The sequence below is a fragment of the Burkholderia torrens genome (genome assembly GCF_984668525.1).
The window spans coordinates 769,001-789,555 of the sequence record NZ_OZ480212.1; the positions used below are offsets into that span (position 1 = coordinate 769,001).

Consider the following 20,555-nt stretch of genomic DNA (forward strand, 5'->3'; position numbering starts at 1 on the left):
ACATGAAAATCGGATTTATCGGCCTCGGCCACATGGGCGCGCCGATGGCGCTGAACCTGCTGAAAGCCGGCCATGAAGTGCACGCGTTCGACCTGAGCGCCGACGCATTGCGCGCGCTGCAGGACGCCGGCGCGCAGGTGGCCGCATCGCCGCGCGACGCGGCGTCGGGCGCGACGTTCGTGATCACGATGCTGCCGGCCGCGCCGCACGTGCGCTCGGTGCTGTCCGGCGAGAACGGCGTGCTGGCCGGCCTCGGCGCCGGCGCGACGGTGATCGATTCGAGCACGATCGATCCGGCGAGCGCGCAGGCGTTCGGCGCGCTGGTGCGCGAGCACGGCGGCGCGTTCGTCGATGCGCCGGTGTCGGGTGGCACCGGCGGCGCGGCGGCCGGCACGCTGACCTTCATGGTCGGCGGCAGCGACGCGGATTTCGAGCGCGTGAAGCCGGTGCTCGCCGGCATGGGCAAGAACATCGTCCATTGCGGCGCGACGGGCATGGGGCAGGTCGCGAAGGTCTGCAACAACCTCGTGCTGGGCATTTCGATGGCGGCCGTGTCCGAGGCGATGTCGCTCGGCGTCGCGCTCGGCATCGACCCGAAGGTGCTGGCCGGCATCGTCAACACGTCGACGGGCCGCTGCTGGAGTTCGGACACCTACAACCCGTATCCGGGCGTGATCGAGACCGCGCCGTCGTCGCGCGGCTACTCGGGCGGCTTCGGCACCGACCTGATGCTGAAGGATCTCGGCCTCGCGAACGACGCGGCGAAGCAGGCGCGCCAGCCCGTCTATCTCGGCGCGCTCGCGCAGCAGCTGTACCAGACAATGAGCAGCCGCGGCGACGGCCAGCTCGATTTCTCGGCGGTGATCCGCCTGTATCAACCGCCAACGAAGAAGGACGCATGATGATCGAACTGGACTACGTCGACGACGGCGCGATCGCGTGCGCGACGCTCAAGCGTCCGCCCGCGAACGCGTTTACCGCGCAAGGGCTGCAGCAATTGCAGGCAACCGTCGCGGAGCTGAATGCGAACCCGCGCGTGCGCGCACTGGTGATCACCGGCGACGGCCCGAAGTTCTTCAGCGCGGGCGCCGACCTCAACACGTTCGCCGACGGCGATCGCGCGATCGCGCGTGAGATGGCGTCGCGCTTCGGTGCGGCATTCGAGGCGCTGCACGATGCGCGCGTCGTGACGATTGCCGCGATCAACGGCTATGCGATGGGCGGCGGGCTCGAATGCGCGCTCGCATGCGACCTGCGGATCGCCGAGACGCATGCGCAGATGGCGCTGCCCGAGCCGTCGGTCGGCCTGCTGCCGTGCGGGCTCGGCACGCAGACGCTGCCCTGGCTCGTCGGCGAAGGCTGGGCGAAGAAGATCATCCTGACCGGCGCGCGCGTCGATGCGGCCACGGCGCTGCGGATCGGCCTCGTCGAGGACGTGGTGGAAAGCGGCGGCGCACGCGATGCCGCGCTGGCGCTGGCGCGCAACGTCGCGCGGCAGAGCCCGCACGCGGTCGCGTACAGCAAGGAACTGATCGGCCTCGCGCGCCGTGGCGTGCCGCGCAGCGCGGCGCTCGCGGTCGAGCGCGAACGCTTCGTCGACCTGTTCGAGACGAACGATCCGCGCGAAGGCGTGGCCGCGTTCCTCGGCAAGCGCGCGCCGCAGTGGCAGACCGACGGAGAGCCGCAACGATGAGCACGCCGGTCACGAGTCGCGACGCGTTCGCGGAGCACGCGCCCGAGGTACTGTTCCGCGTCGTGAACCGCGTGGCGCTGATCACGCTGAACCGTCCGGCCGCGCTCAACGCGCTGTCGTACGCGATGATCGGCGAGCTGGCCGCGCTGTTCGAGCGCTGCCGCGACGACAGCCAGATCGTCGCGGTCGTGCTGCGCGGCGCGGGCGAGAAGGGTTTCTGCGCGGGCGGCGACGTGCGTGCGCTGCACCGGATGGTCGCGCAGCGCGAAACCTGGCTGCCGTTCTTCGTCGACGAATACCGGCTCGACTACGCGATTCACACGTTCCCGAAACCGGTGGTCGCGCTGATGGACGGCGTGACGATGGGCGGCGGCATGGGGCTCGCGCAGGGCGCGGCGCTGCGCGTCGCGACCGAGCGCAGCAGGATCGCGATGCCGGAGACGCGCATCGGCCTCGTGCCCGACGTCGGCGCGACGCATTTCCTGTCGCGCATGCCGGTCGAACTCGAGCTGTACGTCGGGCTGACCGGCGCGATGCTGTCGGGTGCCGATGCATTGACCGCGAAGCTCGCGGACCTGTGCGTGCCGTCCGCATGGCTCGATACGTTCGAGACGCGCATCGAAAGCGTCAAGTGGGACGGCGATGCGCTGCCGCTGCTGCGCAAGGTGTTCGAGCCGCCGTGCAACGTGGTGCCGCACGCGGCGCTCGACAGCCAGATGCCGTGGATCGTCCGTCACTTCGACAAGCGCTCGACCGTCGAGCGGATCGTCGCGACGCTCACGCAGGATCTCGCGCGTGAAGAACTGTCGCGTGAGCACCGTCAATGGCTGCAGGCGACGCTCGATGCGCTCGCGAGCCATTCGCCGACGATGCTCTCGGTGACGCGCGAGGCGCTGCTGCGCGGCCGGCAGATGACGCTCGCCGAATCGTTTCGGATGGAACTCGGCATCGTGGCGCGCGGGATCGAGGAGGGCGACTTCTGCGAAGGCGTGCGCGCGCATCTCGTCGACAAGGATCGCAAGCCGCGCTGGGCGCCCGCGTCGCTCGTCGAAGTGCGCGCCGAACGCGTGCGGCATTTCCTGACGTCGCCGTGGAAGCTGTTCGCGCATCCGCTCGCCGATCTCGGCGCGGCGTGATCTCCCGACGCGCCGTGCGGCGCGTCGGTTTCAATTCATCTCATCGCGCTTCGTCCGGGCGCTCGATCATCGGCGGAACCGCCTGTGCGAGCGCGTCGATCACGCAGCGCGTCTTGCGCGGCAGGTAGCGCGTCTTCGGCCAGATCGCGTGAATGTCGCCTTCGCAGACGAAGCAACGATCGAGCACGACGACCATCTCGCCGCGCTTCACGTAATGGTCGAGCAGCCAGCTCGGCACCCATGCGATCCCGAACCCCGACGCACCGGCCGCCGCGATCGCCTGCACGTCGTCGAAACTCAGCTGGTGCGGCATGTCGATCCGCACCGTCGTGCCGTCCGGCGCGCGCAAGTCCCACGGTTGAACCACGCCCGAGCGTGAATACGCGATCGTCCGGTGGTGCTTCAGATCGTCGAGCGTTTTCGGCACCCCGTAGCGCGCCAGGTACGACGGCGCCGCGCCGAGGCTGCCGTATTGCGTGCCGAGCCGGCGTACCGCGAGGCTCGTGCTGTCCGCCAGCGTGCCGATCCGCACCGCGAGGTCGATGCCTTCCTCGACGAGATCGACGAAGCGGTCGGTGATCGACACGTCGATCCGCAGGTGCGGGTAAGTGCGCGCGAGATCGAGCACGATCGGCGTCACGCAGTGGTGCCCGAACGCGAGCGGCACGCTCAGCCGCAGCTTGCCGCGCGCTTCGTTGCGGCCGCAATCGAGATCGGCTTCCGCCGCCTCGAGTTCCGCCAGCGCACGCACGCAGCGGTCGTAATACGCCTGGCCGTCGTCGGTCAGGCTCTGGCTGCGCGTCGTGCGCTGCAGCAGCCGCGCGCCGAGCCGCTTCTCGAGCCGCGCGATCGCCTTGCCGACCGCCGAGCGCGTCATGTCGAGCCGCTCCGCCGCGAGCGCGAAGCTGCCCGATTCCACTACCTGGACGAAGGTCGTCACGCCGTCGAGTCTGTCGGTCATCACTGGTTGCGTCGATTGAGTCCTGAAATTCCCCAGTTCGTGGAAATATGCGCGTCAATGGGGCGGGAAATTCTCACTATAGTACCGATTCCCGTCCAGCGTGCGTTGCCGGCCGCACGCGGCGAATCCTACTCACCTGGAGGCGCGCGGCTCGTCAACGGGCCGCCGCGCAATACGCATGACGCTATCCGACTCCCGCAGGAATGCGGTCGCACTCGCGGCCGTCTGTCTCACGTCGCTGATGTTCGGCCTTGAAATCTCGAGCGTGCCGGTGATCCTGCCGACGCTCGAACACGTGCTGCATGGCGATTTCAACGGCATGCAGTGGATCATGAACGCGTACACGATCGCGTGCACGACGGTGCTGATGGCGGCCGGCACGCTCGCCGACCGGTTCGGCCGCAAGCGCGTGTACGTGATCGGCACCGCGCTGTTCGGCGCGACGTCGCTGCTGTGCGGGCTCGCGCCGAACGTGCCGGTGCTCGTCGCGGGCCGGCTGCTGCAGGGCGCGAGCGGCGGCGCGATGCTGATCTGCCAGATTGCCGTGCTGTCGCACCAGTTCCGCGAGGGCCGCGAGCGCGGCCGCGCGTTCGGGATCTGGGGGATCGTGTTCGGCATCGGGCTCGGCTTCGGGCCGATCGTCGGCGGCGCGATCGTCGCGCTGGCGAGCTGGCCGTGGGTGTTCCTCGTCCATGCGCCGCTCGCGGCCGTCGCGCTCGTGCTGATCGGCGGCGCGGTGCAGGAGTCGCGCGATCCGCATGCGGGCACGCTCGACGTCGCGGGCATCGTCACGCTGTCGCTCGCGGTGCTCGGCCTCGCGTTCTACATCACGCAAAGTGCGGAACTCGGGCTGACGAGTGCGGCCGGCCTCGGCGTACTCGGCGCGACCGTGCTTGCGGTGATCGGTTTTGTCTTCGCGGAGCGCGCCAGCGCGCGGCCGATGTTCGACTTCCAGGTGTTCCGGATCCGCGCGTTCACCGGTGCGATCTTCGGCTCGATGGGGATGAACTTCAGCTTCTGGCCGTTCATGATCTATCTGCCGATCTGGTTCCAGGTCGCGCTCGGCTACGACAGCGTGACGGCCGGCCTCGCGTTGCTCGCGTACACGCTGCCGACACTGGTCGCACCGCCGTTCGGCGAGCGGCTCGCGTTGCGCTACGGGCCGGGCGTCGTGATTCCGGGCGGCCTGTTCACGATCGCGGCCGGCTTCGCGCTGATGCGGCTCGGCAGCGCGGCCGAGCATGCGAGCTGGCTGACGATGCTGCCCGGCTGCGTGATCGCCGGCATCGGGCTCGGGTTGACGAACACGCCCGTCACCAACACGACGACGGGCGCGGTGCCGAGTTCGCGAGCCGGGATGGCGTCGGGCATCGACATGAGTGCGCGGATGATCTCGCTCGCGCTGAACATCGCGGCGATGGGCTTCGTGCTGGTCGCGGGGATCGTCGCGAGCCTGAAGGGCGGGGCAGCCGGCGCGATCGGCGATGCCGCGCTGCGCCGGCTCGCGCAGGAGATCGCGTCGGGCCGCACCGACGGGCTGAACGCGATCGCGCCGGCGCTCGCGCAGGCCGACCCGACCGGTGCTGCATTGCATGCGGCGCTCGTGCACGGCTTCGGCTGGGTGATGGTGTACGGCGCGGCCGGCGTGGCCGTGCTCGCCACGGCGAGCGCGGTGGCGTTCGCGCCCGCGCGGCGCCGGGCGGCCGTGTGCGAGTGAGGCGGTCGACGCGCGGCGTGCGACGTGTGCCGGCGCGTCAGGACGTCCCGCCGCCGAGCGCGCGGTACAGCGTCATCTGGTTGTTGAGCCGGTTCAGGCGCGTCAGTTCGTCGGCGCTTTGCGCGTTCCTCAGTACCTGCTGCTGGTCGAGCCACGGCTGCGCGGCGGTCGCGCCGGCCGCGAAGCGCGCGGCGGCCAGCCGCTCGGCACGCTGCGCCTGGGCCAGCGACAGCGCGCGCTGTTCGGCTTCGCGCTCGAGTTGCACACGCGCCGACAGCGCATTCTCGACTTCCGCGAGCGCCGTGTAGAGCCGCTGGCGGAAGCCGACTACCGCTTCCTCGTACTGCGACTTCGACACCTTGATCTGCAACTGCATCGTGTTCCACTGGATGAACGGCAGCGCGAGGCCGAGCCCGAGCGTGCCGACCGGATTCGTCAGCACGCGCTCGAGGCTCGCGCTCGACGTGCCGGCGCTGCCGGTCAGCGTGAAGGTCGGGTAGAAGCTCGTGCGCGTCGCATCGACCTGCGCGAGCGATTCGCGCAGCCGGAATTCCGCTGCACGCAAGTCGGGGCGCCTGCCGAGCAGGCTCGCGGGCAGGCCGGCCGCCACTTCCGGCGGGGCCGCGTCGGGCAGTGCCGACGGTTCGGCCGCGAGCTGCTGCGGCGGCCGGTCGAACAGGATCGCGAGCGCGTGGCGGTTCTCGGTGCGCTGCTGGAGCAACTGCGTCTGCGCGGCGCGTTGCGCGGCGAGGCTTTGTTCGGCCTGCGCGAGATCGAGCCCGGACACGGCGCCGGCCGTGTGCCGCGACCGGACGACGGCGAGCGTGCGCACTGCATACGCGATGTTAGCGTCGCCGAGCGCGATCTGCCGGTTCAGATAGCCGAGCTGCCAGTACAGCGACGCGGTCGTGCCGATCAGCGACAGCCGCGCGGCTTCGAGATCGGCGGCCGTCGCGTCGGCTTCCCAGCGTGCGGCGTCGCGCAGCGCGGCGAGCCGCCCCCACAGGTCGATTTCATAGCTCAGCGAACCATTGATGCCGCTCGACCGGCTCGTCTGATGCGTATCGACCGTGCGCGACACGGCGCCGTTCGCGCCGAGCGTCACGTTGGGTGTGAGGTTCGTGTCGGCGAGCCCGGCCTGCAACTGCGCGCGATACACGCGGATCGCGGCGATCGCGAGGTCGTTGTTGGCGCGCAGCGCGTCGTCGATCAGCGTGTCGAGTTGCGGATCGCCGAAGCTGCGCCACCAGTCGCGCGTGGTGGCCGGCGCGTCGGCCGCGACCGGCGCGGCCCAGTTCGCGGGCATCGCGACGGCCGGCAGCGGATCGTGGCGTGCGCCCGCGCAGCCGGCGAGCAGCGCGGCCGCGCACGCGAATGCGCCGAGACGGTGAAGCGGGGAGGAATGTGTGATGGCCATGTTTCGTCAGTCGCGCGCGAGCGCATCGATCGGATCGAGCCGCGACGCGTTGCGCGCGGGCATGAACCCGAAAATCACACCGGTGAGCGTCGAGCACACGAACGCGGTCACGATCGCGCCGGCCGAGAACACCATCTTCCACTGCGTGACGAACATCGAGAACAGCGCGCCGAGCCCGAACGACAGCGCGATGCCGATCGTGCCGCCGAGCAGGCAGACGAGCACGGCTTCGACGAGGAACTGCTGCAGGATGTCCGACTGGCGCGCGCCGACCGCCATCCGGATGCCGATCTCGCGCGTGCGCTCGGTGACCGACACCAGCATGATGTTCATCACGCCGATCCCGCCGACGACGAGCGAGATCACGGCGATCAGCGACAGCAGCAGCGTCAGCGACTGGCCGGTCTTCTCGACGGTCTTGACCACGCTGTCCATGTTGTACGTGAAGAAGTCCTTGCGGCCGTGGCGCTGGATCATCAGCTTCTCGAGGCTTTTCTCGGCCGCGGCGCTCGGCTGCCCGTCGCGTATGCGCACGGTGATGCTGTCGAGATAGCGCTGGCCGAACAGGCGTCCGCTCGCAGTCGTGTACGGCATCCACACGTTCAGGCTTTTCACGCTGCCGAACGCGCTTTTCTTGTCGGCGGTCACACCGATCACGACGCACGGCACGTTGTCGACGAGGATCACGTCGCCGACCGGGTTGCGCGTCGCGCCGAACAGCTTGCGGCGCGTGTTCTGGTCGATCACGGCGACCTGCGCCTGGCGGCGCACTGCATCGTCGTCGAACGCCACGCCGAGCGCGAAACGCATCCCGCGCGTCTGGAAGTAGCTGTCGCCGACGCCGCTCACGAGCGCATGGACGTCGATGTTGCGGTAGCGCAGCAGCAGCGTGCGCGACGTTTCGGGCGTCGCGCTGTCGACGTACGGCTGCTCGGCGAGCGCGACGACATCGGCCGGCACGAGCGTCTGGATCGTGTCCGCGCGGCTGTCGCCCCAGTCGCTGCCCGGATAGAGGCTGATCGTATTGGTGCCGATGCTGCCGATCTCGTCGAGCATGTAGCGCTTCGCGCCTTCGCCGACCGCGACGATCGACACGACCGACGTGATGCCGATGACGATGCCGAGCATCGTCAGCAGCGTGCGCAGCCGGTGCGACACGAGCGCGATCCACGCCATCCGGCACGCCTCGGCGAAACGGCCGGTGCCGGCCGCGAAGCGCGGGGCGCGCGGGCCGGTATCGGTATCGGCACCGGCGGGCGGTGGTTCATCGTGACCATCGGTTGCTGTCGGCGTGCCGGCTGCCACGGCGGTTGCGGTGGCATCGGTCGTCTCGATGCCGGATTCCGCGAGTGCTTCCGCGTACTGACGATTCGGCCGGTCGGCGACGATCTCGCCGTCGCTGATCTCGATGATGCGCCGCGCATGGCGCGCGACGGCCTTGTCGTGCGTGACGATCACGATCGTATGGCCGAGCGCGTTCAGCTCGTGCAGGATGCGGATCACGTCCTGGCCGCTCTTCGTGTCGAGCGCGCCGGTCGGTTCGTCGGCGAGGATCACCTGGCCGCCGTTCATCAGCGCGCGCGCAATGCTCACGCGCTGCTGCTGGCCGCCGGACAGTTGCCCCGGCCGATGATGCGCACGATCCGCAAGCCCGAGGCGTGCGAGCAGTTCGCGTGCGCGTGCGTGCCGCGCCGCGCGCGTGGTGCCCGCGTAGATCGCGGGCATTTCGAGGTTCGCGACCGCGTCGACGTGCGGCAGCAGGTGATAGCGCTGGAACACGAAGCCGAAGTGCTCGCGCCGCAGCTGCGCGAGCTCGTCGCTGTCGAGCATGTGCGTGTCGCGCCCGCCGACCGTATAGATCCCTTCGCTCGGATGATCGAGGCAGCCGAGGATGTTCATCAGCGTCGACTTGCCCGAGCCCGACGCGCCGACGATCGCGACGATCTCGCCCGCGTCGATCGACAGGCTCACGTTGTTCAGGACGACGACGTCCTTGTCGCCGGCGGGAAAGCGTCGCGTGACGGCCGAGAGTTTCAGCAGGGGCTGGCTCATCATCACAACGCGTCCGACAGCGGTACGTGCTCGTCCGCCGATGCTTCGCCGATCACCACGCGCTCGCCGTCCTTCAGGCCGGCCAGCACTTCGACGCGCACGTTGTTGTTGATGCCGATGCGGACATGCCGCGTTTCCGTGCTGCCGTCGGCGCGCAGCACGCGTACCGCATAGGTGCCGTCCTTGCGCTTCTCGCCGAGCGCGGCGGCCGGAATGCTGAGCGCGTTGCGTGCGTTGCCGAGCACGATGTTGACCTGCGCGGTCATCGCGATACGCAGCCGGTGCTCGGGATTCGGCACGTCGAACAGCGCGTTGTAGAACACCGCGGCATTCGGCTTCGCGCCGCCTCCGCCGAGCGGGCTTTGTGCGTCGGCGTAGTTCTGCGGCGCCGGTTCGATCGCGCGCAGTTTGCCGTAATGACGCTTGTCCGGTTCTCCGAGGCTCGTGAAATAGGCGATCTGGCCGGCGCTCACGCGAATCACGTCGGCTTCCGACACCTGCGCCTTCACGGTCATCGTGTCGAGATTCGCGAGCTTCAGGATCACCGGCGCCTGCTGCTGCGCGATCACGGTCTGGCCTTCCTGCGTGACGATCGCGACGACCTCGCCGTCGATCGGCGCGACGATGCGCGTGTAGCCGAGGTTGGCCTGCGCGGTCTCGATCTGGATGCGGGCCGAACGGATCTGCGCGGCGAGCGACGCGAGGGTCGCTCGCTGCACGTCGAGCGTCGCCTTTGCGGCCTCGAACGATTCGCGCGACGTCGCGTCGTCGGGCAGCATCGCCTGCTGGCGGCGGAACGCGAGTTCGGCTTGCGTCAGTTGCGCGGCCGCCGATTGCTGCTGCGCGCGCAGGCTTTCTTCGCTGGCGCGCGCCTGGCGCAGCGCGTTTTCCGAGATCACGGGATCGATCTCGGCGAGCCACTGGCCCTTCGTGACCTTGTCGCCGAGCTTGACCTTCAGCGTCTTCAACTGCCCCGACACCTGCGCGCCGACGTCGACCTGCCGGTATGCCTGCAGCGCGCCGGTCGCGAGCACCGCGTTCTCGAGATCGCCGCGCGTGACGGGCGCGGACAGGTACTGCGGATGCTTGTCGGGCGCGCAGGCCTTCAGCGTCACGCCGGCGGCGATCGCGACGACGGCGAGGGTGGCCAGCACGATGCGCCGGCGGCGATGGGTCTTCTGGATCATGAGAACGCTGCGAGGATGAGGCGGCGCCGGCGATGCGTGCCGCCGAGCGGGACGATGCGGTCGGCGTCGCATGCCGGGCATGTCGCCCGCGACGGCATCCGCATACGCATCGCGCGGGCGTGCCGGGTCGAATCAGGCGCTCATGGTAAGCGAGGATTTCGCGACAAATCGTGTGGAATTTGTGCTGAATTGTGCGAATGCCGTGCCGGAGCGGGGGCCGGGCTGCAGCATGGTTGCCAACCGTGACGCCGGCGGGGGAGGCCCGCGTTACCGCCGCGCGGCGTGCCCGAACCGGCGAGCTTACGCGTGCTGCCCGCCCGCGGCGTCGATCCTGCGCTGCGTATCGGCGTCGACGATCTCGCGGATCGCGCTGAACAGCGGCGCAGCGTCGGTATAGCGCCGGCCGTAGCCGAGATTGAATGCGTAGTCGAAATCGGGCGGATTGCTGCCCTGGTTGTGCTGCAGGATCGTTTCGAGCTTGTCGAGCGCCTTCGCCGCGCGTGCTTCCGGCGACGCGGCCGCCTCGTATTCGTCCCATAGCGCGACGATCTCATCGCGCCGCGTGCGATCGAGCGACGCCGTCAGCGTCAGCAGGTCGTCGCGTTCGTGCGCGCTCTTGTCGGGGTGCGCGGCCTGCTCGATCGCGGGGATGTCGCCGTGCAGCGCCTCGCCGAGATCGTGGACGACGCACAGCTTCAGCAGCTTCAACGTGTCGATGCCGGGTAGCGCGTCGGCGAACACGAGCGCCATCAGGCACAGCCGCCAGCTGTGCTCGGCCGTGCTTTCGGGGCGGCCGCCCGACGTGTGGCCGCTGCGCAGCACGTCCTTCAGGCGTTCGGCTTCGCGCAGGAAATCGAGCCGCGCGCGGATCGTATCGAGGTTCATGGTCGGCTTCCTTGCGATGAGCCGTCCAGCGTACGCCGGCCGCGCGCGATTCGTCCACGCATGAAATATGCGCGGTGCGTCAGTGCGCGTCGAGCGTTTCCACCAGCCGCACCGCCGAACCGTCCGACAGCGTCATCCGTGTCCATCGGCAGCGGCTGCCGCGAATCGGCACGACGCGCGACGCATTCGCGCCGGTGTCGAACTCGACGCTCGGCGGCCCCGCGCGGTCATGCCAGCCGAGCGGGGCGAGCGCGGCTTCCATGCGGACGATCTCCGGAGTCGCATAGCGCCACAGCGAGGTGCCGAGCAGCATCGACAGCGGTTGCGAGAATTCGGCCGCGCGCGCCGGCGAACTGGCGAGCAGGCGGTGCGTGAGATCGCACACGAGATGCATGCGGCCCGCGCTGCCGGCGATCAGCCGCGCGAGCGCATGGTCGCCCGCCGAATCGACGCGCGCGGCGAGCAACCGCTCGGCCGTCGCGCGCTCGGCGGGCGACATCTGCTGGAGGCCGGCCTCCCAGCGCGAGATCGTCGATTGCGCGACGCCGAACAGTTCGGCCGCATGGCTTTGCTTGACGCGGTGCAGCGCGCGCCAGCGCTTGAGCTGTGGGCCGAGCGGCGGCGTATGAAGCGGTGAGGCGGTCATGACGATGCTCCTGTGGCGGCCGTATCGTGCGCGCCGTTACATGATCCGGAGGCCGCCGTTCGCCTGGATCGCGATCGCCGCGAACGGCACGAGCACGATGCCACCCAGCACGAGCACGCCGTCGGCGGCCACGGTGATCGGCGTGGCGAGAATCCGCAGACCCATGCCGACGACGGACGGCGATTCCCTGATGGTGACCGAGTACGGGCGGTTGAACGGCTGCGCGGCCGTCGTGTTCTTCTCGACGAAGCCTTCGGTCGAGTAGCGCTTGCCGTCGATGTCGCCTTCGAGCACGAGGCCGGCCGGCTCGCTCGCGAAGCTGTCGGCGGACGCGGCCCGTCGATCGTCGTCCGAAGCGTCTTTCGGCAGCACGATCCGGTAATGCCCGGTGACGCCGCCGCCGCTCGCATGAAAGCCGGCAAACGTCGTGCGCACCGATTTCCGGTAGCCGGACTGCAGTACCGGCCGCAACTGGGCCGGCAGATCGAAGATGTAATGGTAGCGCGTGCCGAGGACGACCAGTTTCTTGCCGTCTTCGGTAATCATGAATGCGGATACGTTTTCGCTGTAAGCGTCGTTCTCGTACAGCTTCGGCGTGAAACAGCCCGACAGCGCGAGGCTGCTTGCGGCCATGCCCGCGGCCAGCAGGCGCCGGCGCGTGATCGATATGCTCATTTCTTGTTGTCCCGTCTGTGCGGTTCGGTTCAGTGGCTTTCGCCCTCGGAAGCCGGATTCTCGCGTATCCGCGGCAGGTTGTCGAACGGGAAATCTGCCATGGCAGCGGGCGGCCGGATCGGCCCGCGCGTCGCCGAAAACGTTTCCGTCGCGCTTTCAACCGGCTCCTTCATATCTTATTATTCGGCCAGAGCGGCGCGTGCCGGCCGCCATCGGTCATGTCGATGGCATGACGCGCCGGCAACGATGACCGCCTTCCGGCCGCCGCGTCGCACGACGCGCGGTCGACATGAAAGGGAGCGCGAGGCCGCGCGTATCCCGGAAAATGACACGAGGGCGCGATGGTACGACTGGTGTTGCTGTTGCTGGGCATCGAATATCTGCGAACCCGCTGGCGCGGGCTGACCGTACTCGGCTGGGTGTGGGTGGCCGCAGGCGTCGGCATCTTCGTCGACGCGCTCGACGGCGCGCTGCATTTCCCGATCGAGCTGTTCGCGTGGCTGTTCCTGATCGAGGGGCTCGCGACGCTCGCGGTGGCCGGCAGCGGCGTCGGCGGGCAGCGTATCCTGCGCTACGTGAAGGGCATCGTGGCCGTGGTGGCCGCGGGGCTCGTGTTCGCCGGCCATCACCACGGCCACTTCCTGCTGTCGATGATCTTCGGCACGCTGTTCCTGGTCGACGGGCTGCTGCAGTGCACGTCCGCGTGGATGGTGCGCTACCGCCGCTGGAACGTCGCGTTCGCGTGGGGCGTCGTCGAGATCCTGCTGGCGGTTTTCTTCTTCCAGCCGTACCCGACGCATTACGCGGGCACCGTACCGTACTGCCTCGGCCTGCTGCTGATGTTCGGCGGGATGCATATGCTGAGCCTCGCCGCGCGCGTGCGGCGGCTGACGCGCAATCCCGCGTTCGCGACGTCGCCCGCGCCGGCGCTCGTGCCCGATCTCGACGATCCGCGCGAGCAGCCGCGGTTCGCGCAATCCGAATGGGACGGCCCGCCGGCCGACGGCGAGCACGCGCTCACCGTGCACGTGTGGACGCCGACCGGCACGTCGAAGGCCGAAGCGCAGCGCTATCCGGTGATTGACCGCTATATCGCGGCGGTCGACGTCAACGGCGTGATCTCGACCGGGCATGCGGCGCTGGAATCGCCGGAAGGCATCTACATCAGCCTGTACCCCGGCGTCGAAATCGATCGTTCTCCGGACGAATTCACGCGCATCCTGCGCGCGACGCGCAAGAACGACGTGCCGGGCCTGTTCCAGCCCGACTATGCGACCGAATCGAACGCGTGGTGCCCGTCGACCGTGCGCGTGCGCATTCGCAACTACGATCCGGCGAAGCTCGATGCGTTCTGGTCGTCGTACCGGCAGAACGTGACGTACAACCTCACGTACCGCAACTGCTCGAGCACCGTGTCGAACGCGCTCGAAGCCGCGCTCGACGGCGCGGTTTGGCGGCTGAAGGGCGCGCGGGCCGGGTGGGGCGCGTTCGTGCGGCTGTTGCTGACGCCCGAGCTGTGGGTGGCCGCGCAGATCCGCAAGCGTGCGGTGACGATGGCGTGGACGCCCGGTCTCACGCTCGACTACGCACGCGCGCTCAGCATGCTCGCCGATCCGCGGCCGTTTGCGTGGTGGAAGGTCGCGCGCTCGGCGGTGAGCGCGATCATGGCGTCGCGCCGCACGTGGCGGGAGCAGGACAACGCGGCGCTGTCGCCCGGCGGATCGGAGGCGGCGTCGATGAAGTGAAGCGCGTGGCGCTGGACGAGGGCCCGGTGTCACAAGGGCCGCCACCGTGCGGCCCGGTGAGTATGCCCGCCATGACAACCCACAGACGACAACAATGAACGAGACGAGAGCTTTCCGCACCCTGATTCCCGTGGCGCTCGTGCTGGCCGGCGCAGGCCTCGCGCAGGCGGGCACGGACGAAGTGCCGCGCATGAGCAACGACGTGTACCGGACATCGGTATCGTTCTGCTCGAACGTCGCGGCCACCGAGAAGATCGCGTGCCAGGGCGACATGATCGCCGCGGGCAGCCGGATCGTCGCGGCGATCGGCGGCTTGCCGCCGGCGTCCGCCACGGCGATCGACGAAGGCGCGCGCAGCAAGCTGCCGCCGGAGGAGCGCAAGGGGCTCGCGCCCGTCGAGCCGGGCGCGATCGACAAGGACGACGACCTGGCCGGGCTCGCCGGCATGGTGCGCCTCTGCGACGTGTACGAATCCGAGCCGGCGTCGCGCGCGCGGCATCACGCGGCGCTGCAGCAGAAGGCGCCCGATGCCGCGCCGCGTGTCGAGGCGCTGCTGGCCGATGCATCGACGGCGGCCCGCCAGCGCGTCAGTATCGGCGTGTGGCAGATACTCGCGCTCGAAGGCCCCGAAGCGTCCGCTCGCGCGTGCACGCAGCTCGGTAGCGGATCCTGAGCACCTGCTTGCCGGCATCGCTCGCGACGGAAGGCAACGGCTGGTACCGGTACCGCGCGTAGCGGAGTCGGCGGTGCGTGCGAATTCTTTCGTCCACCTTCACATTCGTGCCACGTTGCGGCAGCAACAATCGCGTGCAGATATTCGACAACCGTGCGGCGCATCCCGCGACCGCATGCCTTTTCCGAGGAAACACGCCATGCTCAAGACGCTCGCCCGCGCCGCTGCCGCACTCGCCGTCGCTTCCGTTTCACTGCACGCCGCCGCGCAGACCAGCTACGACTACCTGTTGCTTGCCGCATCGTGGGAGCCCGGCTTCTGCGCGTCGCACGACACGCCGGAGTGCACGAACCTCGCCGGCTCGTATGCGGCGACGAGCCTGTCGCTGCATGGCCTGTGGCCGAACCGCTATGACGGCAACCAGCCGTTCTACTGCGGCGTGCCGCAGAACGACATCGACCTCGACAACGCGCACCAGTGGTGCAGCATGGACGCCTACCCGATCAGCAGCGCGACGCGCAACACGCTGTCCACGTACATGCCGGGCGTCGCGTCGTGTCTCGACAAGCACGAGTGGTTCAAGCACGGCACCTGCTCGAACTCGGCGACGCCCGATGCGTACTGGAACCAGGCGTCGGGCATGATCAGCCGGCTCGGCAATACGTCGTTCAACGCGTTCCTGCAGGCGAACGCGGGCAAGACGGTCACGCGTAACCAGTTGCTGTCGGCATTCGAAGGCGCGTTCGGCAGCAACACGCGCAGCGCGGTGTCGCTGAAGTGCACGAAGACGAACGGCGTGAGCTACTTCACCGAAGCGTGGATCGCGGTGAAGACAGATGCGGCCGCGCAGTTCCCGAGCGCCGCGTCGCTCGTGACGGACGGCAACACGCAGGGCACGTGCCCGACGTCGGGGGTGTATATCGCGAAGTAACGGGACCGGGCGCGACGTGTGCGACATCGCGCACGTCGTCGCCGGTTACGGCTTCGTCAGGATGCCTGGCCACCGTGGCCCGGCCGGTTCCGGCGCGTCGAGCTGGCGCTTGTCATGCTCGACCGTTTCCTGCGGCAGTCGACGCGATCACTGCGCGGCGCAAGGCTCCCCGAACCATCGCGTTGCCGCGTGCGTCGCTGCATCGACGTCCGCATCGTCGTCACTGGCCCAGGCGACGAAGCCGTCGGGCCGCACGAGCACCGCACGCAATCCGAGCCGGTCTTTCGCATCGCTCGCGACGTAAGCGATCCGGTCGCGCCAACGGCTTGCCAGCGCTTGCAGCGGCCGGCCTGCATCGAAGTCCAGCAACACACCCTTGCCATGCCTGAAGCGTTCGCCGAGCCGCGTGCCGTCGTTCAGTTCGAAGTCCGGAACGCTGCGGCCCGCGAGCGGGTGACTGCCGCCGAGGTCGTACGCAACGGATACGCCCCATACGCGTTCGGCGAAGTACGTCGCGCCGTCGCGCGTGTCGACGAGATCGCGCATGATCGCTGCGAGCGCGCGTGAACTCGGGGACGGCCGCATCAGCGCGACCTGCGCGCGCGACCAGTCGAGCACGCGCGCACCGACCGGATGGCGTTCGTCCGTATAACTGTCAAGCAGGCCCGCCGGTGCGTCGCCGCGGACCGTCGCAGCCAGTTTCCAGCCGAGATTCATCGCGTCGCCGAGCCCGAGATTGAGCCCCTGGCCGCCAAGCGGCGAATGGATGTGCGCGGCATCGCCGGCGAGCAGCACGCGCTCGTTGCGGTAGGTCGCGGCCTGGTATGCGCGGTCGGTCCACGTGGCGGCGAACCGAAGGGCCGACAACGTGACATCGGTGCCGGACACGCGGCGCAATACGGCCTGCGCATGGTCAAGCGTAACGGGTCCGCTGCGGTGGAATGTGCCGCCGTCGAACTCGACGAGCGCGACGGTCCCGGGCGGCGAATACGTGTACATGCCGGCCGGCGTGTAGTGTCGGCCCGGCAGCAGCGCACCGGGATCGGTGAATTCGGCTTCGATGGAGTAGCCGGTGAATTCCGGATCGGTACCGGTGAATGCGAAGCCGCCGGCCTTGCGGACCGTGCTGCGGCCGCCGTCGCAGCCGACGAGCCAGCGTCCGCGGAACGTCTCGCCGCCCGCGCGGAGCGTGACCTCGTCGTCGGACTGATGGAAGGCTTCGACGGCGAGGCCGCGCTGGATCTCGACGCCGGTCGCACTCGCACGGGTGGCCAGCACGGATTCGACGCGTTCCATGTCGGTCGCCATGTGCGTGCCGGCCGGGCCGGGCAGGCGGTACGGCCAGCGGGACGCATCGATGTTGTCGTCGAAGAACTGGATGCCGGCGAAATGACCGCCCGGGCGGCGCGTCCGGTGCGCCCAGTGAGCAGTGTCGTTCGCGAGCGGGGGCAGCGCGATGCCGTCGAGCAGGTCGCGGCGGTAGAACGCTTCGATGGTGGGCGCCGACAGGCCGCGCATGCCGAACGGAAGGCGCTTCAGCGGAGAGTCCGGATCGCCGGCTTGCTCGACCACCAGCACGGACAGGCCGGCGAGCCGCAACTCGCAGGCAAGGAACAGGCCGACCGGGCCGGCGCCGGCGATCAGGACGTCACGGGGATTCATCGGGTGGTTCGGTTTCTGGCCGGAACGGGCCGTGGGTGGATGAGGACGCAGCGCCTGGCCGGTATTGCGCCCTATTTTGCCAAACGGATGGAACGCCGTTCCATTGGCGAGATATTGGAACGCCGTTCCAGATGTGTCAAGCTACCGCGCATGAAAACCAGCAACCGGACCGAACGGCGCACGGATGCGCTGTCGAAAGAGCGGATCGTCGAGGCCGCGATCGAGATACTCGACAAGGACGGCGAGGGTGCGCTGACGTTTCGCGCACTCGCCGCGCACCTGGCGACCGGCAGCGGCGCGATTTACTGGCATGTCGCTGACAAGCAAGACCTGCTCGCGGCGGCGGCCGAGCAGGTAATCGCGGGCGCGATGGGCGATGAGCCGGGCGCGGCCGACGGCGATGCGGCGCAAGCGCTCCGGCGCGTCGCGCTGCGTCTGTTCGACGTGTTCAGCGCGCATCCGTGGGTGGGGGCGCAGTTGTTCAGGGAACCGTGGCAGCAAGCGGTGCTGCGCATTCTGGAGCGCGTCGGCGCGCAGCTTCAGGTGATGGGCGTGCCAGAGGCCGCGCAATTCAATGCGGCGTCGGCGCTGATGCACTACATCTTCGGGCTGGCCGGCCAGTACGCGGCCGGCGCGCGGTTTCATCCGCGCGATGCGGAGGCGGAGCAGCCTGAGATCGTCGCGACCGTGGCCGAGCGGTGGGCGCAGCTCGATCCGGCGCAATATCCGTTCGTGCGCAAGGTGGCGGCGCAACTGGCCGCACACGACGAGCGCGCGCAGTTCCTGGCCGGCATCGACCTCATTCTGGCGGGGATCGTGGCGGCCAGGTAGGCCGTCGTTCGACGGGCCGATGCGCTACGCGAGCAGCCGCAACGCATCCGCGAGCGACAGCACCGTCGTGCGCGATTCGAACGCGGTGGCGAACAGATGCTCATGCACCACCGGGTCCGGGTCGTAGCAGCAATCCTTGACCGTATAGAGGCGGAAATCCGCGTCGCTCGCGTGGGCGATCGACGACAGCATCACGCCGGTCGATGCGATGCCGACCATGATCAGCGAATCGATGCCTTGTGCGGCGAGCCGTGCCTGCAGATCGGTGCCGAAGAACACGCTTGCGCGATGTGCGACGATCAGCGGCTCATCGGGCTGCTTGGCCAGTTCGGGACACGGGGCATCGTCGATGAAGAGGCCCAGTTGCTTGATGCCCTGGCCGTTCTTGTTGAGCGGGCTGACTTCCGGATAGCCGGGGCTGAAGCGGAGGTTCGCGAACCAGACGCCGACGCCGGCAGCGCGTGCCGCGTCGCAGAGACGACGCGTATTGGCGAGCAATTCAGGCGCAACCGACGGGAAGAGGCCGAGGATGTCGGTCTGGTAATGCATGACGAGCAGCGCGGTTTTCGACGGCACGATGGCGGGGATCGGCGCGGAGGCGCTGGGGGCCGCGGTCGTTGCGACTGCTGGTGCGTTGTCCGGATGCATGCGTGATGTTCTCCAGTAACCGCTGCGGGGTGTCAGAAAATCTGATCGTTCTGCATACGTCGTCAACCATGCCGTTTGCTCGCGGCTCGCAGCCTCGCGTGAGGATATCCGTGAGCGCGGCGGCCAACAAGCAAGCATTCAGTTTTTCAAGATCAAGCCACTCAGGTATTGATTCAAATCGCGAAAATCCTTAACCGTCCAGGAGTGGGGCGGTAGCTTTACGCCGTTTTCTCGCAAAGTCTTGGGAATCAGGTCGCCATTCGGGCGAAGTATGACTGACGAGACGATGACGCCCGGATAGTCGCCAAGCCGTTTTTTGAAGGCGGGCGTCGTAAGGTCGGGTGTGGGTGGATTGCTTTTGTTGGCCAATGGCCCTGTTCCTCTGGCATCTGCTCCGTGGCACATGGCACATCTCGCCAGGAAGATCCTTTTCCCGTTGTCACTGTCCGCAAAGGTCGGTGATGTTTGGGCCAGCAATGAAATCCCTAGCGACGCGATGACGAATATTTTCATTTTTTGATTTTGTTTTATGAACTTGTGAATGTCTCTTTGGGGTCGACTGCTGCCGAATGACGAATTCTCCATCGAGCGCGCCGATATTCACCTGCCGCAGTCACGCCAGATGACACGCGCTCGATTCCGTCACCTCAAAAAATCGACCGCCCCGTATAAGTCGTCAACCACTCCAGCGCCAGCGTCCCCGCCAGCGAGTTCCCGTTCGCATCGAGCCCCGGCGCCCACACGCATACGGCCATCTCACCCGGCAGCACCGCGACGATCCCGCCGCCGACGCCGCTCTTCGCCGGCAGCCCGACGCGATACACGAAATCGCCGGCCGCATCGTAGGTGCCGCAGGTCAGCATCAGCGCCGACAGCCGCTTCGCCGAACTCGAATCGACGACCCGCTCGCCCGTCACCGGTGCGACGCCGCCGTTCGCGAGGAACAGCGCGGCGCTGGCCAGCTCGACGCAGTTCATCTCGATCGCACACTGGCGGCAATACGCGTCGATCACGGTATCGGGCGGCATCTGCATGTTGCCGAAGCTCGCCATGAAATGCGCCATCGCGCGATTGCGTTCCGCGTGCTGCAGCTCCGACAGCGCGACCCGCGAGTCGTAGTCGATGTCGTTCGCGCCGATCAGCCGCCGCACGAACTCGACGAGCGCCGTCTCGGCCTTCACGAAGCGGCGGCACAGTACGTCGGTGACGACCAGCGCGCCCGCGTTGATGAACGGATTGCGCGGCTTGCCGCGCTCGCTTTCGAGCTGGACGAGCGAATTGAATGCGGTGCCGGACGGCTCGCGGCCGACCCGTTCCCATAGCTCGTCGCCCAGCAGCTGGAACGCAAGCGTGCACGCGAACAGCTTCGAGATGCTCTGGATCGAGAAACGCTCGCGCGCATCGCCGACGGTGTAAACGTTTCCGTCGAGCGTCACGACGGCCATCCCGAACTTGTCGGCAGGCACTTTCGCGAGTTCGGGAATGTAGTCGGCAACCCGTCCCTGGCCGATCCAGGGGGCGAGTTCGGTGTGGATGCGTTCGAGAATCGATTGGTAATTCATCACGTCGGGCAGGGTAGAAGCAGAGCCGGGGATTCCGGCGAGCCCGTATGGAACCGCCCCGGCGCCGATTCGTCAAGCGTGGCCGGCATCGCGCCCTTATTTTCAAGACCGGCAAACAGGCAAGCGGCGGGCGC

20 protein-coding genes are annotated in these 20,555 nt (G+C 68.3%); 8 read left to right on the forward strand and 12 right to left on the reverse strand.

Annotated features, from left to right (window positions below; translation table 11 throughout):
• Positions 1-2: 2 nt before the first annotated feature.
• From mmsB to AC5LXX_RS19790, 3 genes are read left to right on the forward strand one after another with little or no spacing between them, the layout of a single operon-like run.
• Complete coding sequence (mmsB, locus tag AC5LXX_RS19780; protein WP_493412780.1) at positions 3-902, forward strand: 3-hydroxyisobutyrate dehydrogenase; 900 nt, start codon at positions 3-5, stop codon at positions 900-902.
• The gene (locus AC5LXX_RS19785) at positions 902-1,693 is read left to right on the forward strand and encodes an enoyl-CoA hydratase (protein ID WP_493413382.1); all 792 of its coding nucleotides are present in this window, start codon (positions 902-904) and stop codon (positions 1,691-1,693) included. Before mmsB ends, AC5LXX_RS19785 begins: the two co-directional genes overlap by 1 nt.
• Positions 1,690-2,829 carry an enoyl-CoA hydratase/isomerase family protein gene (locus AC5LXX_RS19790; RefSeq protein WP_493412781.1) on the forward strand — a complete coding sequence of 380 codons (1,140 nt, stop codon included), beginning with the start codon at positions 1,690-1,692 and terminating at the stop codon, positions 2,827-2,829. Before AC5LXX_RS19785 ends, AC5LXX_RS19790 begins: the two co-directional genes overlap by 4 nt.
• Before the next feature lie 40 nt (positions 2,830-2,869).
• Here AC5LXX_RS19790 and AC5LXX_RS19795 read toward each other — a convergent pair whose 3' ends face one another.
• Positions 2,870-3,790, reverse strand: coding sequence for a LysR family transcriptional regulator (locus AC5LXX_RS19795; protein WP_493412782.1), 921 nt, complete (start codon positions 3,788-3,790; stop codon positions 2,870-2,872).
• Positions 3,791-3,968: 178 nt separating this feature from the next.
• Between AC5LXX_RS19795 and AC5LXX_RS19800 the strand changes: the two genes are divergently transcribed.
• On the forward strand, positions 3,969-5,507 hold the full coding sequence (locus AC5LXX_RS19800) for an MFS transporter (protein ID WP_493412783.1): 1,539 nt from the start codon (positions 3,969-3,971) through the stop codon (positions 5,505-5,507).
• Between the two features lie 37 nt (positions 5,508-5,544).
• Here the strand turns inward: AC5LXX_RS19800 and AC5LXX_RS19805 are convergent, their stop codons facing one another.
• The 7 genes from AC5LXX_RS19805 to AC5LXX_RS19835 form a co-directional block, all read right to left on the reverse strand.
• The gene (locus tag AC5LXX_RS19805; protein ID WP_493412784.1) at positions 5,545-6,924 is read right to left on the reverse strand and encodes an efflux transporter outer membrane subunit; all 1,380 of its coding nucleotides are present in this window, start codon (positions 6,922-6,924) and stop codon (positions 5,545-5,547) included.
• 6 nt (positions 6,925-6,930) lie between these two features.
• Positions 6,931-8,976 carry a MacB family efflux pump subunit gene (locus tag AC5LXX_RS19810; protein WP_493412785.1) on the reverse strand — a complete coding sequence of 682 codons (2,046 nt, stop codon included), beginning with the start codon at positions 8,974-8,976 and terminating at the stop codon, positions 6,931-6,933.
• A gap of 2 nt (positions 8,977-8,978) precedes the next feature.
• Positions 8,979-10,163 (reverse strand): macrolide transporter subunit MacA, encoded by a 1,185-nt coding sequence (gene macA, locus AC5LXX_RS19815; protein WP_493412786.1) that lies wholly within the window; start codon positions 10,161-10,163, stop codon positions 8,979-8,981.
• A gap of 300 nt (positions 10,164-10,463) precedes the next feature.
• Positions 10,464-11,048, reverse strand: coding sequence for an HD domain-containing protein (locus tag AC5LXX_RS19820; RefSeq protein WP_493412787.1), 585 nt, complete (start codon positions 11,046-11,048; stop codon positions 10,464-10,466).
• A gap of 79 nt (positions 11,049-11,127) precedes the next feature.
• Positions 11,128-11,694 carry a helix-turn-helix domain-containing protein gene (locus AC5LXX_RS19825; protein WP_493412788.1) on the reverse strand — a complete coding sequence of 189 codons (567 nt, stop codon included), beginning with the start codon at positions 11,692-11,694 and terminating at the stop codon, positions 11,128-11,130.
• 36 nt (positions 11,695-11,730) lie between these two features.
• Positions 11,731-12,369 (reverse strand): hypothetical protein, encoded by a 639-nt coding sequence (locus AC5LXX_RS19830; RefSeq protein ID WP_493412789.1) that lies wholly within the window; start codon positions 12,367-12,369, stop codon positions 11,731-11,733.
• Positions 12,370-12,398: 29 nt separating this feature from the next.
• A complete protein-coding gene (locus AC5LXX_RS19835; protein WP_493412790.1) occupies positions 12,399-12,542 on the reverse strand; it encodes a hypothetical protein in 144 nt (47 codons plus the stop codon).
• A gap of 168 nt (positions 12,543-12,710) precedes the next feature.
• Between AC5LXX_RS19835 and AC5LXX_RS19840 the strand changes: the two genes are divergently transcribed.
• The 3 genes from AC5LXX_RS19840 to AC5LXX_RS19850 all read left to right on the forward strand — a co-directional run bounded on the left by AC5LXX_RS19840 (position 12,711) and on the right by AC5LXX_RS19850 (position 15,718).
• On the forward strand, positions 12,711-14,114 hold the full coding sequence (locus tag AC5LXX_RS19840) for an HdeD family acid-resistance protein (RefSeq protein ID WP_493412791.1): 1,404 nt from the start codon (positions 12,711-12,713) through the stop codon (positions 14,112-14,114).
• A 94-nt stretch (positions 14,115-14,208) separates the two neighbouring features.
• Positions 14,209-14,787: a hypothetical protein gene (locus AC5LXX_RS19845; RefSeq protein WP_493412792.1), complete on the forward strand. Its 579-nt coding sequence runs from the start codon at positions 14,209-14,211 to the stop codon at positions 14,785-14,787.
• A 199-nt stretch (positions 14,788-14,986) separates the two neighbouring features.
• Positions 14,987-15,718, forward strand: coding sequence for a ribonuclease T2 (locus AC5LXX_RS19850; protein ID WP_493412793.1), 732 nt, complete (start codon positions 14,987-14,989; stop codon positions 15,716-15,718).
• A 147-nt stretch (positions 15,719-15,865) separates the two neighbouring features.
• On the opposite strand, the gene AC5LXX_RS19855 is transcribed toward AC5LXX_RS19850, so the two are convergent.
• A complete protein-coding gene (locus AC5LXX_RS19855; RefSeq protein ID WP_493412794.1) occupies positions 15,866-17,380 on the reverse strand; it encodes an FAD-dependent monooxygenase in 1,515 nt (504 codons plus the stop codon).
• A gap of 39 nt (positions 17,381-17,419) precedes the next feature.
• Here AC5LXX_RS19855 and AC5LXX_RS19860 point away from each other — a divergent pair, with 39 nt between their 5' ends.
• Positions 17,420-18,211, forward strand: coding sequence for a TetR/AcrR family transcriptional regulator (locus AC5LXX_RS19860; RefSeq protein WP_493412795.1), 792 nt, complete (start codon positions 17,420-17,422; stop codon positions 18,209-18,211).
• A 24-nt stretch (positions 18,212-18,235) separates the two neighbouring features.
• On the opposite strand, the gene AC5LXX_RS19865 is transcribed toward AC5LXX_RS19860, so the two are convergent.
• From AC5LXX_RS19865 to AC5LXX_RS19875, 3 genes are all read right to left on the reverse strand, one after another.
• Positions 18,236-18,859: a cysteine hydrolase family protein gene (locus AC5LXX_RS19865; protein ID WP_493412796.1), complete on the reverse strand. Its 624-nt coding sequence runs from the start codon at positions 18,857-18,859 to the stop codon at positions 18,236-18,238.
• A gap of 138 nt (positions 18,860-18,997) precedes the next feature.
• A complete protein-coding gene (locus AC5LXX_RS19870; RefSeq protein ID WP_493413383.1) occupies positions 18,998-19,372 on the reverse strand; it encodes a c-type cytochrome in 375 nt (124 codons plus the stop codon).
• 134 nt (positions 19,373-19,506) lie between these two features.
• Positions 19,507-20,421, reverse strand: a complete 915-nt coding sequence (locus AC5LXX_RS19875) for a glutaminase (RefSeq protein ID WP_124456630.1) — start codon at positions 20,419-20,421, stop codon at positions 19,507-19,509.
• Between the last annotated feature and the right edge of the window lie 134 nt (positions 20,422-20,555).

Bases quoted from the DNA above. Each gene is read 5' to 3' on its own strand.
- mmsB (WP_493412780.1), top strand. From the start codon at position 3: ATGAAAATCGGATTTATCGGCCTCGGCCACATGGGCGCGCCGATGGCG.
- AC5LXX_RS19785 (WP_493413382.1), top strand. From the start codon at position 902: ATGATCGAACTGGACTACGTCGACGACGGCGCGATCGCGTGCGCGACG.
- AC5LXX_RS19790 (WP_493412781.1), top strand. From the start codon at position 1,690: ATGAGCACGCCGGTCACGAGTCGCGACGCGTTCGCGGAGCACGCGCCC.
- AC5LXX_RS19795 (WP_493412782.1), bottom strand. From the start codon at position 3,790: ATGACCGACAGACTCGACGGCGTGACGACCTTCGTCCAGGTAGTGGAA.
- AC5LXX_RS19800 (WP_493412783.1), top strand. From the start codon at position 3,969: ATGACGCTATCCGACTCCCGCAGGAATGCGGTCGCACTCGCGGCCGTC.
- AC5LXX_RS19805 (WP_493412784.1), bottom strand. From the start codon at position 6,924: ATGGCCATCACACATTCCTCCCCGCTTCACCGTCTCGGCGCATTCGCG.
- AC5LXX_RS19810 (WP_493412785.1), bottom strand. From the start codon at position 8,976: ATGAGCCAGCCCCTGCTGAAACTCTCGGCCGTCACGCGACGCTTTCCC.
- macA (WP_493412786.1), bottom strand. From the start codon at position 10,163: ATGATCCAGAAGACCCATCGCCGCCGGCGCATCGTGCTGGCCACCCTC.
- AC5LXX_RS19820 (WP_493412787.1), bottom strand. From the start codon at position 11,048: ATGAACCTCGATACGATCCGCGCGCGGCTCGATTTCCTGCGCGAAGCC.
- AC5LXX_RS19825 (WP_493412788.1), bottom strand. From the start codon at position 11,694: ATGACCGCCTCACCGCTTCATACGCCGCCGCTCGGCCCACAGCTCAAG.
- AC5LXX_RS19830 (WP_493412789.1), bottom strand. From the start codon at position 12,369: ATGAGCATATCGATCACGCGCCGGCGCCTGCTGGCCGCGGGCATGGCC.
- AC5LXX_RS19835 (WP_493412790.1), bottom strand. From the start codon at position 12,542: ATGAAGGAGCCGGTTGAAAGCGCGACGGAAACGTTTTCGGCGACGCGC.
- AC5LXX_RS19840 (WP_493412791.1), top strand. From the start codon at position 12,711: ATGGTACGACTGGTGTTGCTGTTGCTGGGCATCGAATATCTGCGAACC.
- AC5LXX_RS19845 (WP_493412792.1), top strand. From the start codon at position 14,209: ATGAACGAGACGAGAGCTTTCCGCACCCTGATTCCCGTGGCGCTCGTG.
- AC5LXX_RS19850 (WP_493412793.1), top strand. From the start codon at position 14,987: ATGCTCAAGACGCTCGCCCGCGCCGCTGCCGCACTCGCCGTCGCTTCC.
- AC5LXX_RS19855 (WP_493412794.1), bottom strand. From the start codon at position 17,380: ATGAATCCCCGTGACGTCCTGATCGCCGGCGCCGGCCCGGTCGGCCTG.
- AC5LXX_RS19860 (WP_493412795.1), top strand. From the start codon at position 17,420: ATGAGGACGCAGCGCCTGGCCGGTATTGCGCCCTATTTTGCCAAACGG.
- AC5LXX_RS19865 (WP_493412796.1), bottom strand. From the start codon at position 18,859: ATGCATCCGGACAACGCACCAGCAGTCGCAACGACCGCGGCCCCCAGC.
- AC5LXX_RS19870 (WP_493413383.1), bottom strand. From the start codon at position 19,372: ATGAAAATATTCGTCATCGCGTCGCTAGGGATTTCATTGCTGGCCCAA.
- AC5LXX_RS19875 (WP_124456630.1), bottom strand. From the start codon at position 20,421: ATGAATTACCAATCGATTCTCGAACGCATCCACACCGAACTCGCCCCC.